Below are 12611 nucleotides of genomic sequence, written 5' to 3'. Positions count from 1 at the left end.
GTTAATTTTCCCCTTTCGTGTATGAAAAAACGATGTTGTCTATCAGTCTCGCCCTGCTGAACTTCGCAGCAACTGCAAGTATAAGGCTTTCTCCATCTCTCGGTTCCTTTACTTCTTTCAGATTGGGATACGAATATATTTCCACATAGTCAATCTCGGAAGCAGTATGCTCTTTGATATAGTTTTCCACGAATTCCTTCGTTTCAGAGATGGAAGCCCCTTGTTCCAGCCTGCTTTTTCCCAATTGCAATGCCTGATGGATGGCTGGGGCTTCTTCGCGTTCCTTTGGAGTAAGATAGACGTTTCGTGAGCTTTTTGCCAAGCCGTCCTCTTCCCTGATTGTATTTACGCGCACAAGTTGGACAGTCAAATGATAATCGGAGATCAACCCTTCTATCACCGCCACCTGCTGGGCATCCTTCATTCCGAAATAAGCTTGAGTTGGCATGACAATTTGGAACAGCTTCATCACAACGGTTGCAACGCCGTCAAAATGCCCGGGGCGTTTTTTTCCACAGAGGACATCCACTCTCTTTTCCACAGTGATGAGAGTGGTCCGGTCTTCTTTATACATTTCTTCAATGGTTGGATAGAAAAGATAGTCCACACCAAGTTCCCTAGCGATTTTTTCATCTCTCGCTATGTCCCTCGGATACGCGTCAAAATCTTCATTTTGGCCAAATTGGAGAGGGTTGACGAAAATACTGAGTACGACAATATCATTTTCTTTTCTTGCCTGTTCAATCAATGTCGCATGGCCTTCATGCAAAAAGCCCATGGTCGGGACAAACCCGACCGTTTTTTTAGCCAGGCGTGCAGCAAGGCTCTCCTTTTGCATGTCGGAAATAAGATTAATGATTTTCACTGGGATTTGCCTCCGTATAATCTTTGCAGTGCTTCTTCCTTCATGGTAAAGCTGTGTTCAGGTTTAGGAAATGCTTTGTTTTTCACTTCCGTTACATAGCCTGAGAGTCCATCCTTCATGACAGTTTGTACGTCAGCATAGGATTTAACAAATTTTGGAACCCGATCTACTCCATATGTGAGTACATCATGAAAAACAAGCACCTGACCATCTGTCGCTTCTCCCGCACCGATTCCGATAGTCGGGATAGTGAGTTTGGAGGAAATTTCCCTTGCCAGCTGTTCTGGTACACACTCCAGTACAAGTGCCATCGCACCAGCTTTTTCTACCAGGATGGCATCCTCAAGCATTTTTTGGGCACTTTCCACGTCTTTGCCCTGCACTTTATAGCCGCCAAGTACTCCGACTGATTGTGGGGTAAGACCGAGATGTGCGACAACCGGAATTCCGGATTTAGTAATATAACGGATCATATCAACTACTTCATCCGCTCCTTCAAGCTTCAAAGCATGTGCACCTGATTCCTGAATCATTTTTTTGGCATTATATAATGTGTTTTCAATGGACAGATGATAGCTCATAAAAGGCATATCTGTCACGATAAAAGTTGAACCTGCTCCTCGTTTGACCGCCTTGGTATGATGGATCATATCTTCCACCGTCACCGGTACAGTCGAGTCGTAGCCAAGTACGACCATCCCAAGGGAATCTCCTACAAGGATCACATCCACACCAGACTCCTCTGCAAGCTTTGCAGAAGGATAATCATAGGCAGTCAACATCGCGATTTTCTCTCCATTTTGTTTCATTTTCATGAAATCTGTAGCTGTTTTCATGTTCGTTCCTCCTCTTTTTGAGGACAAGAAATGAACAACCGAAACATAAAAATCCCTCTTTCTACAGAAAGAAGGATGGTTAATTCACACAGATGTGCTGCATGGTTAATTTTAATCGGTTCAGTTCAATCCCTCTGTCCTAGTCCTTTGGATCAAGGCAGATATTTGGTTGTAGTTGCTTTTTTTGCATTTAATCTTTTGGTGCAGTTCCTTTTGGGATACTGCCCACGCTACCATTATAAAAGATGTTTCGAAAAGATGCTATTCTTTTAATCTTTTCCAATTTCAATATCGGCTGAATGTATATAAGAAATGTGACCATTGTCATCCTCAAGCATCAATACTCCATCTTCTGTAATTCCTTTTGCCGTTCCTTCGAGCGTACCAGTGATCGTTCTTGCGATGATTTTCTTACCGATGCTGATGGCATAGGACTCCCATAGCAGTTTGATCGGATAAAAGCCATGCTCCAGATAGCGATGATACAAATTCTCAAACTTCAACAGTATCATCTGAATCAGTTCAGCACGGTTAACTGGCTTTCCAAGCTCGATTGCCAGGGAAGTGGCGATGGAATGGAGTTCTTCAGGGAAATGCTCGAGCTCTTGATTCACATTGATACCCATCCCGATAATGACAGAGTTGATTTTATCCGCCTCTGCCTGCATTTCGGTCAAGATTCCGACTGTCTTCTTTTTATTGATAAGTATATCGTTTGGCCACTTAATGTCGGTGCGCAATAGAGTGACCTCTTCAATTGCCTGTGCAATGGCCACCGCTGTAAGCAGGGTAAGCTGCGGGGCTTTCGCCGGTGGCAGGTTTGGCCTTAAGATGAGACTCATCCAGACTCCCGTGTACATCGGTGAATGCCAAGCACGGTTAAGCCTGCCTCTGCCTGCCGTCTGCTCCTCCGCTACAACCAGCGTACCTTCCAAGGCACCATCATAGGCCAGCTGATGAGCTATTTTTTGAGTGGACGTGACGGATTCCTCAAAATGAATTGCTCTACCCAACGTATCAGTCTTCAAACCAAGAGATATTTCATTGGAGCTGATCCGATTGGGGATTTTCGTGATGCGGTAGCCTTTTCTTCTGATGGCCTCAAGCTCGTAGCCAGCCTGTCGCAGCTCCTCAATATGCTTCCATACTGCGGTTCTTGAACAGCCGAGCTCTTCGCTGATTTTTTGACCTGATAAAAAATCGCCTTCCACTTCTGTGAACATTTTTAATAGCTTGGATCTTATTTCTGTTGCCAAGACCTTACCCACTCCTTTATTGCACCTGCTTCGTTCCGGACCTTACCTTCCAGTATCTCTTTTTCGAGATCATGTAAAAGTTCAGAAATCCATTTTCCACGCTTTTGGTCGCGCCACTCCACCAAGTCATTTCCGTTGGCGGCAATATCTTTTATTCCCTTAATAGGCAATGCTTCACTTATTTGTTGAATCGTATCAAATGATTCAGGCTTGTCCTTCCCTTGGAGCACCAATATTTCATGGGACGCAAGACAGGCTTCGCCGCCGGAATAATAGACCAGTTCCCTGTTCCACCCATTTTGCATAAATCGCTGAATGGTCAAGATATTCAGTATAACTCCTTTACTAACCTTTTTAGGGAGCTTCCAGGCATTCAGGAAGGCCTCGAGCTCGAATATTTCCAACAAATTAGCAAATGCTGTCCATAATTCTATGCGTCCGGACAGTTCATGAAAAGGGAAGGAAGCCATTCGTCCAAGCTCCTCCCTTTTCTCCTCCAGCAGCGGTAAATAGCGGAATAATCCTGAATCGATCAATAATGGGATTGCCTTGTTTATGCCTTTTCCAAGGAGTAGCTTTTCCATTTCGACTGTTTTTCTTTCTACAGAGACATTTTCCATCAGGCTTGCATTCTTCTTGATTGCTAAGAATGTTTCTTTATCAATGGAAAATCCGAGCTGGGAACTGAATCGAATCGCACGAAACATTCTGAGGGCATCCTCGTGGAATCGTTCCGACGCTTCCCCCACTGTCCGAATCAATTTTCTGTCGATATCCACTTTTCCGTTAAATGGGTCAAGGATTTCTCCCGTTCTGGTCATCGCAATCGCGTTCATCGTGAAATCGCGCCGTTTAAGATCTTCTGATAAGCTTTTAACAAATATAACTTCGTCCGGCCTTCGGTAGTCTGTATAGGTGCCATCTGTCCGAAAGGTGGTCACTTCAAAGGAATCGTGCTCTGTGACAACGATGATGGTACCGTGTTCCGCTCCGACGTCGACGGTCTTAGGAAAAAGCGCCTGTATCTGATCAGGAGTAGCGCTTGTTGCAATATCAATATCTCCCAAAGCATTATCCATCAGATGATCTCTGACAGAACCCCCAACAAAATAAGCTTCATGCCCAGATCCCTCAAGAACGTTTATAATGGCGGTTGCATGTTGAAAAGAGGTGTGCATCGTTATCCCTTCCCTTTGATCCTTCTCTAACGGAAGGAGCTATTCCTTGATCAGTTTCAAATATAGATCTTCATATTGTTCCACAATATATCTCGAGCTGAAACGGTCTTTGACCCGTTGGATGCAATTCTCGGAAAATCGTTTATGTAACTCCGGATCGATAAGAATGGAAATCGCCTGATCAGCTATGTTTTCCACCTCACCCACTTCACTCAAAAAGCCGGTAACACCATGTTCGATTACTTCCGGTATGCCTCCTATATTGGTACCGACAGAAGGTACACCACAAGCCATGGCTTCTAACAATACGAGTCCAAAGCTTTCTTTTTCAGATAAAAGCAGTTTCAGATCTGAAATGGAAAGCAGGTCCTCCACATTCTCCTGTTTCCCTAAAAATAGTACTTTATCCGTGATTCCTAGTTCCCTGACAAGCTTGCAAACAACGGAAATTTCGGGTCCGTCCCCCACGAGCAGCAGCTTCGAGGCCACTTTCTTTTGAATGCGATAAAAGGATTGAATCACATCCTCCACCCGTTTCACCTTGCGGAAGTTGGATACATGAATGACCACTTTTTCCTCGGGGAGGATCCCGTACTGTTCTTTTAAATCGGATTTATCTTTCTTGTAATAGACACGTTCATCGATGAAATTATAGACAGTCTGTATGGCTTTTTGCGGCTGCAAAAGTTCATAGGTCTGTTGTACTAGCGATTCTGATACTGCTGTGACGACATCCGAACCTTCAATTCCGAATCTGATCATGTCATTCAATGATGGATCGTAGCCAAGTACTGTTATATCAGTTCCATGGAGTGTCGTTACTATTTTCAGCTCATCTCCAGTCATCTTTTTGGCCAGATAAGCACAGACCGCATGAGGGATTGCATAATGCACATGCAGTAGGTCCAGTTTTTCCCGCTTCGCCACCTCTGCCATTTTACTAGCCAAAGCCAAATCATAAGGAGGGTACTGAAACACGGAGTACTGGTTGACCTGCACCTCGTGGTAATAGATGTTGCTATAGACCTTATTCAGTCTGAAAGGCATACTTGAGGAGATAAAATGAATTTCATGTCCCTTTTCTGCGAGAAGCTTTCCTAGTTCTGTTGCAATGACACCCGATCCTCCAACCGTAGGATAACAGGTGATTCCTATTTTGAGTTTCACTTACATCCCACCTAATAGATCGTTGTTTAAGATTAAAGGACCTTTTGCAAAAAATCCTTCCGCATACACGGATCCTATTTGTTTACCGTACACTTTTTCCCTGCTGATGACGCTATCCACATATCCGTTGGTCAATGGTGTGACTACCCCGTTATTCCCGACCTCAAATTGGCTTTCATACGCCAGCAGGGCATTTGTTTTCTTTTCAACATGATTAGTGATATCTATGTAAAACTGGGCTTGATGCATACCGTTTATCATATAAAAAAATATGTTTTCTACTTTATGCGGTTCTAAATCATCTTCTACATTGTACTTTCTGATTCCAGAGGAAAAAGCAGCCTCCTCCACGATCTTTGCACAATTGCCGTGATCAGGGTGACGATCCTCCCAGTAAGGCGCAAATACCACCTTTGGCTTGTACGTACGAATTACGGTCACCACTTCTTTGATGTGAGCTTCTGTCAAGGACAGTCCGCGATCAGGGAGATCAAGCTGTATTCTTGCATCCAGTCCAAGAATTTCACCGGCCCGTTTTGCCTCCTCTTGACGGATTTCAACGGTTCCATTGGAGGACAGCTCAGCCATCGTTAAATCGCAAATGCCGATTTTCAATCCCTTTTCCTTATATTTTGCCAACGTGCCTGCCATCCCGATTTCCACATCATCAGGATGGGCGCCGAAGGCCAAAATGTCCAGTGAAATTATCATTACTCTTCCTCTTTTTTCTTCACAAGATTTCGCCAGCCGAGCTCTCCACGCTCTAATCCATGAATTAGTATTTCTGCAGTACCCATATTGGTTGCAAGCGGAATGGAATAAACATCCACCAGTCTCAAAAGTGCTGTTACATCCGGTTCATGCGGCTGAGCCGTCAGTGGATCCCTGAAAAAGATGACCATGTCCATCTGGTTCTTGGCAATCATCGCCCCAATCTCCTGGTCTCCCCCAAGCGGTCCAGATTGAAATCGGTGAATATTCATGCCTGTCGCTTCCGCAATTCGAAGACCTGTGGTACCTGTAGCATATAACTCGTGTTTTTTAAGAATCGGCTCATATGCTGTAGCAAACTGTATCATATCCGGCTTTTTCTTATCATGTGCAATCAATGCTATTTTCATGGTTATCCCCGCCCTTACTCGATGATATTTTCAAGTCCGTACACTAATACATCTAGACGCATGATCGTCTCAACTGCAAGCTTGACCCCGGACATGAAGGATGCGCGATTATACGAATCATGCTTGATGGTCAAAGACTGTCCTTCACCGCCAAAGATGACCTCCTGATGGGCTACAAGGCCAGGCAGTCGAACACTATGGATGCGGATGCCATCCTTTGTTTCCGCCCCTCTTGCCCCTTTCAGCTGCTCTTCCTCATCCGGATGACCCTGATTTTTAGGCTCACGTGTCTTGGAAATCAATTCAGCTGTTTTGATCGCAGTACCTGAAGGAGCATCAAGCTTTCGGTCGTGGTGTAGTTCAATGATCTCCACATCCTGCAGATGCTTGGCAGCCATCTGTGCAAATTTCATCATAAGAATCGCGCCAACCGCAAAGTTGGGAGCGATAATGACACCAGTCTTCTTCTCTTCTGCAAGATCGGTCAGTTCCTTCAACTCCTCCTCATTAAAGCCGGTTGTCCCAACTACTGGACGGATTCCATGCTCAAGCGCAAGCCTTGTATGCAGCTTACCGATCTCTGGAGTGGTCAGGTCAATAAGTACATCCGCCTCAACATTACTGAAACATTCGCCTGCATCTGTGAAAATTTTTGCATCCATTGCCGGGAACCCTTCTACTTCAGACAGCATTTTCCCTCCATTTACACGATCAAGGCAGGCTACCAGTTCGAAATGTTCGGTTCTATGTATTAAATCTACTGCTTCACGGCCCATTCTTCCACGTGGACCTGCCAGTATTATCTTGATAGTTTGCATGTTCACTCTTCTCCCTCTGCGTCTAATTCAGGTTCTATCCTCGTCCATCTGTCTTTGTCTCTTGTCTGAAATTTATGCATCACCCTGTCATGCGCTTCCTGCAGATCTATATTCAAGCTGTTGGCAAAACAGATCAATACAAAGAGGACATCTCCCATCTCTTCTTCCATCGTATTTTCTTTTTCTGTATTTTTTTTCGGTTTTTCTCCATAATAATGGTTAACCTCGCGGGATAATTCCCCTAATTCCTCCGTCATCCTTGCCAGCATCGCTAGCGGACTGAAGTACCCCTCTTTAAATTGTGATATGTATTGGTCTACCTCTTTTTGCATTTCTTTCATTGTTTTTTGAGTCAAATTTTTCACCTCATCCTATCATGTTAGCTAAAACCTTATCATTTGACAAATAATTAAGTGATTTACTTATCATCTACATGTTTATTATAATGAAATAGTTCAAAAATTCACTAGCTTTTTGGAGGACTCCATGTTTAAAGGCATAAAACTAACTAATATCTTCTTCATTTTACTTGGATCGGCCATCTTTGCATTCGGACTAGTCAACTTTAACATGCAAAACAATCTTGCAGAGGGTGGATTTACAGGGATCACCCTGTTGCTATTCTTTCTCTTCGAATTAGATCCATCCTATACCAACCTACTATTGAATATTCCAATATTCTTTATCGGCTGGAAGCTGCTTGGACGGAACACATTCATTTATACGATGATCGGAACTATCAGTCTTTCCGTATTCCTCTGGATCTTCCAGCGTGTTCCATTGGTATTTCCACCACTCGAGGATGACTTGGCCCTTGCGGCACTTTTTGCTGGGGTATTCATCGGGATCGGACTCGGAATCATTTTCCGCTATGGCGGGACTACCGGCGGTGTGGACATCATCGCAAGACTAGGACATAAGTATATCGGATGGAGTATGGGTAAAACCATGTTTCTGTTTGACGCAATAGTCATCATCCTGTCCTTGATCACCTATTTAAGCTATCAGGAAGCGATGTATACGCTTGTTGCGGTATTTGTTGCAGCACGGGTCATCGATTTCATGCAGGAAGGGGCATACGCAGCGAAGGGTGCCACCATCATTTCCGACAAGCATGAAGATATCGCCTTGAGAATCAACCAGGAGATGGACCGCGGCGTCACAATCCTGCACGGAAAGGGTTCCTATTCCAAAGCAGAACGAAACGTACTATACTGTGTGGTCGCCAAAAACGAACTGGTAAAGCTCAAGAACACCATCACCTCCGTCGACCCGCACGCATTCGTGGCAGTAAGCGATGTCCACGACGTCCTAGGCGAAGGCTTCACCTTGGACGAAAACAAAAACCCGCTGGAAAGATAATCATGGAAAAGCTCCGTTGAATGTGATATTCAACGGAGCTTTTTGGGTGGGGGCAGTTCCCCTGTCCCACTATATATGCATTATTCCCTGTTGCCCAAGTAGATAAGAATAAATCGAGCAAGCTCTGCCACAGCTACTGCCGCCGCAGCCACGTACGTAAAAGCGGCCGCATTCAGGACCTTCTTCGTTTCCCGTTCTTCGCTGTTGTTGATAATCCCCAATGAGACTACCTGATCCATCGCCCGGTTCGAAGCATCAAACTCCACGGGCAACGTCACAAGCTGAAACAGTACTGCACCTGCCATAAAGATGATTCCAAGCAAAATCAAATTGTTTATCCCGAAGATCAATCCGGCAAAAATGATAAAGAAGGACATATTGGACCCAAGGCTAGCAATGGGAACCAAGGAGTGGCGGAAACGCAGAAAAGCATATGCCTGATCATCCTGAATGGCATGCCCTACTTCATGGGCTGCTATCGCTGCCCCTGCAATGGATGTCCCGTGGTAGTTCTGTGATGATAATCGGACAGTCTTGCTTCTCGGGTCATAATGATCCGTCAAAACGCCTCTCGATTCTTCCACTTGTACATCGTACATCCCGTTATCATGCAGGATTCTTGTTGCAACCTCGGCACCCGTCAGCCCGGAAGAGGATGGAACCTTCGAATATTTTTTATATGCACTTTTCACACGGGACTGTGCCCAAAGCGGGACAATCAGAAGTATGGCAAAGTAAATTAAATAAAGACCCATAAGCTTGAGACCTCCTCTTGGTCTTGTACGTATTTCCGCTATACCCCTTTAGGATTCTTTAGGAAACATCATTTTATTCGTGCACTCTTGAGGAATTGCGTATGCAAGAACATGAAAAGGGATGAAGCCTGAGTGACTTCATCCCTTGTTTAAATTAATTTGTATGGACACAACAAATTCCTCAATGCTTTTCCGTCTTCCGCTTCGCCCTTTTCCGATCTGCGTTGAATTTCCGCCATCCTACATAGGACAAAGTAAGGAAGATGATGCTCCCAGTTGAAATCATTACCCAAATTAGGGAAGGATCCGTCTCATCCTCTTTCAACTCTTTGAATAATGACTTCAGATCTGCTTCAATTACCGCCAAATCTTCGGTACTTTCCGGACTTGCAAGTAGGCTTTCACGGTTTTCATTAAGAAAGGCTATATGTGAATCCACCTTTTGGATATATTCCGGTTTGACATCCATTCTAAGACTCGGATGGATCAGGTCATAGTTCAGAAGAAGGCGCTGATAAAGGGTTTGATATGATTGGCTATCCCTAGTTTCTATGGAATCCTTCAATTGATTGAAGGTTGTAATGATCGGGTCTTCCATTTCTGTCCACAATGGCTGATGCTCGGAGGTCATGGCATCCACCACCAATCGGAGCCTGGTCAAAGCACGCACTTTCTCCTCCTGCGGCAGATTGATATCAGATAGCGCAGCCATCGATTTATCATGAACAAGGGTGATGATTCGAACCTGATCCATTGGCATCATTGGATTGTTCACCATCAATTTTGTAAATTCGTCGGAAAAGATATCCAATAAATTATGTGCTTCCACATATCGTTCATTTTTCACCAACTGAAGCGCGTCATCTGTCAATATATTCAGTTTTAAAGGCTGCACATTTTCATTGGAGCCTACAGCTAAATTAGTTGGTATCATAAGTAGTAAAAAAAGTAAGATGACTGTTAACCTTTTCCCTATCATCGCTTGTCCCTCCCATATTCTCTAGTAGATAATTATGAGAAATGGGACAAGGTTAGAACTTTATTGCAGAGATAACTTTTGACGGTTGTCTCTTAGTGAAAAATAGTAGGCTATCGCAATGGAGAAAATGCTGAGCCAGAAAGTGAAATATCCGATCTGCGGCATATACTTTACGAGGCTGCCATACCAGGGCATCATTTTAAAAACGTAATCTATCACGTCATTATGTAAGGTCCATACCCCTGCCACAACCAAGTGCCAGATTGTAAACCGATAGTAGGGGCTGTAAAGGATTCCTTGGACCGCCATTGCGCCATGTGACACGATGAGCATATATCCTTCTATCGGGAGGTTTCCCGTTTCCAGCAGAGTCAGTATATTCATCACAACTGCCCATATCCCGTATTTCACAAGGGTGACAATCGCCAGTGCTTCCATCAGCTTGAAATTCCTTTTCAAAATAAAACCAACAAGAACAAAGACAAAAAATAGGCTTGCTGTTGGACTATCAGGCACAAATATCAAAAAGATGGGCGGAGTTTCTTTCAGCTGGACGCCATACCAAATATACCCATAAATCGTGCCCAATACATTGATAATAAGTACACTCCATAGCATAAATGGTGTTCTCAAAAGATAGATGAACCAATTTAACATCGTTTTTCCTCACTTTGTTTGAAAGAAATAGAATTATGTAATTTGAGTATACAAAAAAACTGGCTATAATAGCCAGTTTTTGTTGGTAGAAGAACTAGAATAGCTGTTAAATTATTCTGATTCTGCTGCTAATTTATTCATCTCAACTAAGTATTCACCAAGTTTTTGAGCTTCTTCATCTGTACCTTTGAAGATACCGCCAGGCATGTTTCCTACACCTTCCTTAGCAATCTTCACATAGTCTTCAGGAGCAAAATCAGGGTTATCTAACAGGTTCGCACCCAAAGAACCGCCCTGAAGGTTGTTCCCGTGACAGGATAGACAAGTGTTATCCTGCATGATTACATAGCCCTCTGCTGTTTCATCGATTTCGATGTTCAGCTCGTCCGTTATTTCCCCTTGCTTTGCTGCAGCTTCCCAGTCATGAGAATCAACAGACTGCCAAGTTAGGAAAAAGATGGACGCGATACCTAGAAGCATTAGTCCAGTTGCGATCGGACGTTTGCTTGGACGACGTTCCGGTCCACGATCTAGGAATGGAGCCAGTAAAAGAGCACCGAATGCAAGACCTGGCATAACCATCGCACCAATTACAGTGTATGGACCAGCTGCAAAACGATATTTTAAAAGCTCGTATAAGAATAAAAAGTACCAGTCTGGTAATGGAATATAACCAGTATCAGTAGGATCTGCTATACGCTCAAGAGGCGACTCATGCGCGACAGTCAAGCATAAGAAAGCAATTAGGAATACCGCTCCTACCATCCATTCTTTTAGAAGGAAGTTTGGCCAAAACGCTTCCGTTTTACCAGGAAACTCTGAGTAGTCCTTCGGAATATTTGGCTTACGAGTTGCAGGGACACGAGAGTCACCGACAAACTTCATACCTTTTCCTCTATGCATACATGTTCCCCTCCTTTGTTTTTAGAAGTATAAATCTTATAGTGGACCTGAAATACCTTGTTTACGGATCATGACAAAGTGAGCTCCCATCAATCCGAAAAGAGCTGCAGGCAAGAAGAATACATGAATCGCAAAGAAACGGGTCAATGTTTGAGCACCAACGATTTCAGGGTGACCAGCAAGCAATGTTTTGACTGCTGTACCAATTACCGGTGTTGCCTCTGCAATCTGCAATCCTACCTTTGTTGCGAATAACGCTTTCATATCCCAAGGCAGTAAGTAACCTGTAAAACCAAGACCTAACATGACGAAGAAGATTAATACTCCTACTACCCAGTTAAGTTCACGTGGTTTTTTATATGCACCTTGGAAGAAAACACGTAACGTATGTAAGAACATCATTACAATTACAAGGCTGGCTCCCCAGTGATGCATACCGCGTACGATTTGACCGAACGCCACTTCATTTTGTAAGTAATATACAGATTCCCAAGCATTTTTGATATCTGGAACATAGTACATTGTTAAGAACATTCCGGATAAAACTTGAATAACTGTAACGAAGAATGTCAATCCACCGAAACAGTAAACAAATGCAGAGAAATGATGAGCAGGGTTTACGTGTTCAGGAACTTCATGATCTGCAATATCCCGCCACATCGGCGTAATATCTAATCGTTCGTCAACCCAATCATAAATCTTATTTAACAATTA

At 43.8% G+C, this 12611-nt stretch carries 15 protein-coding genes; 1 reads left to right on the top strand and 14 read right to left on the bottom strand.

Going from position 1 to position 12611, the window contains the following annotated elements; translation table 11 throughout:
* Nucleotide 1 precedes the first annotated feature (1 nt).
* The 9 genes from panC to ABN702_RS07135 all read right to left on the bottom strand — a co-directional run bounded on the left by panC (nucleotide 2) and on the right by ABN702_RS07135 (nucleotide 7597).
* A complete protein-coding gene (gene panC / locus ABN702_RS07175; RefSeq protein ID WP_417900035.1) occupies nucleotides 2-865 on the bottom strand; it encodes a pantoate--beta-alanine ligase in 864 nt (287 codons plus the stop codon).
* On the bottom strand, nucleotides 862-1701 hold the full coding sequence (gene panB, locus ABN702_RS07170; RefSeq protein WP_417900034.1) for a 3-methyl-2-oxobutanoate hydroxymethyltransferase: 840 nt from the start codon (nucleotides 1699-1701) through the stop codon (nucleotides 862-864). Before panB ends, panC begins: the two co-directional genes overlap by 4 nt.
* Nucleotides 1702-1970: 269 nt before the next feature.
* Nucleotides 1971-2957: a biotin--[acetyl-CoA-carboxylase] ligase gene (locus tag ABN702_RS07165; RefSeq protein ID WP_417900033.1), complete on the bottom strand. Its 987-nt coding sequence runs from the start codon at nucleotides 2955-2957 to the stop codon at nucleotides 1971-1973.
* Nucleotides 2942-4135: a CCA tRNA nucleotidyltransferase gene (locus ABN702_RS07160; protein ID WP_417900032.1), complete on the bottom strand. Its 1194-nt coding sequence runs from the start codon at nucleotides 4133-4135 to the stop codon at nucleotides 2942-2944. Before ABN702_RS07160 ends, ABN702_RS07165 begins: the two co-directional genes overlap by 16 nt.
* A 39-nt stretch (nucleotides 4136-4174) precedes the next feature.
* Nucleotides 4175-5302 (bottom strand): N-acetyl-alpha-D-glucosaminyl L-malate synthase BshA, encoded by a 1128-nt coding sequence (gene bshA / locus ABN702_RS07155; RefSeq protein WP_417900031.1) that lies wholly within the window; start codon nucleotides 5300-5302, stop codon nucleotides 4175-4177.
* Nucleotides 5303-6010 carry a bacillithiol biosynthesis deacetylase BshB1 gene (bshB1, locus tag ABN702_RS07150; RefSeq protein WP_417900850.1) on the bottom strand — a complete coding sequence of 236 codons (708 nt, stop codon included), beginning with the start codon at nucleotides 6008-6010 and terminating at the stop codon, nucleotides 5303-5305.
* Between the two features lie 2 nt (nucleotides 6011-6012).
* Entirely contained in the window at nucleotides 6013-6423 is a 411-nt protein-coding gene (gene mgsA / locus ABN702_RS07145) for a methylglyoxal synthase (RefSeq protein WP_417900030.1), read from the bottom strand.
* Nucleotides 6424-6437: 14 nt separating this feature from the next.
* The gene (gene dapB / locus ABN702_RS07140) at nucleotides 6438-7241 is read right to left on the bottom strand and encodes a 4-hydroxy-tetrahydrodipicolinate reductase (protein WP_417900029.1); all 804 of its coding nucleotides are present in this window, start codon (nucleotides 7239-7241) and stop codon (nucleotides 6438-6440) included.
* Between the two features lie 2 nt (nucleotides 7242-7243).
* Nucleotides 7244-7597 carry a nucleotide pyrophosphohydrolase gene (locus ABN702_RS07135; protein WP_417900028.1) on the bottom strand — a complete coding sequence of 118 codons (354 nt, stop codon included), beginning with the start codon at nucleotides 7595-7597 and terminating at the stop codon, nucleotides 7244-7246.
* Between the two features lie 130 nt (nucleotides 7598-7727).
* Here ABN702_RS07135 and ABN702_RS07130 point away from each other — a divergent pair, with 130 nt between their 5' ends.
* Nucleotides 7728-8603, top strand: coding sequence for a YitT family protein (locus ABN702_RS07130; RefSeq protein ID WP_386638754.1), 876 nt, complete (start codon nucleotides 7728-7730; stop codon nucleotides 8601-8603).
* Between the two features lie 80 nt (nucleotides 8604-8683).
* On the opposite strand, the gene ABN702_RS07125 is transcribed toward ABN702_RS07130, so the two are convergent.
* From ABN702_RS07125 to qcrB, 5 genes are all read right to left on the bottom strand, one after another.
* Complete coding sequence (locus tag ABN702_RS07125; protein ID WP_386638757.1) at nucleotides 8684-9358, bottom strand: zinc metallopeptidase; 675 nt, start codon at nucleotides 9356-9358, stop codon at nucleotides 8684-8686.
* Nucleotides 9359-9539: 181 nt separating this feature from the next.
* Nucleotides 9540-10337, bottom strand: a complete 798-nt coding sequence (gene ypjB, locus ABN702_RS07120) for a sporulation protein YpjB (RefSeq protein WP_417900027.1) — start codon at nucleotides 10335-10337, stop codon at nucleotides 9540-9542.
* A 60-nt stretch (nucleotides 10338-10397) separates the two neighbouring features.
* Nucleotides 10398-10994 (bottom strand): DUF1405 domain-containing protein, encoded by a 597-nt coding sequence (locus tag ABN702_RS07115; protein ID WP_417900026.1) that lies wholly within the window; start codon nucleotides 10992-10994, stop codon nucleotides 10398-10400.
* 111 nt (nucleotides 10995-11105) lie between these two features.
* Nucleotides 11106-11897 (bottom strand): c-type cytochrome, encoded by a 792-nt coding sequence (locus ABN702_RS07110; RefSeq protein WP_417900025.1) that lies wholly within the window; start codon nucleotides 11895-11897, stop codon nucleotides 11106-11108.
* 36 nt (nucleotides 11898-11933) lie between these two features.
* A complete protein-coding gene (gene qcrB / locus ABN702_RS07105; protein ID WP_078380200.1) occupies nucleotides 11934-12608 on the bottom strand; it encodes a menaquinol-cytochrome c reductase cytochrome b subunit in 675 nt (224 codons plus the stop codon).
* Between the last annotated feature and the right edge of the window lie 3 nt (nucleotides 12609-12611).

It is taken from the genome of Bacillus haimaensis (assembly GCF_048270625.1).
In the GTDB taxonomy this organism is placed as follows: domain Bacteria; phylum Bacillota; class Bacilli; order Bacillales; family Bacillaceae_I; genus Sutcliffiella_A; species Sutcliffiella_A haimaensis.
This window is presented reverse-complemented; position numbering and strand designations above follow the sequence as displayed.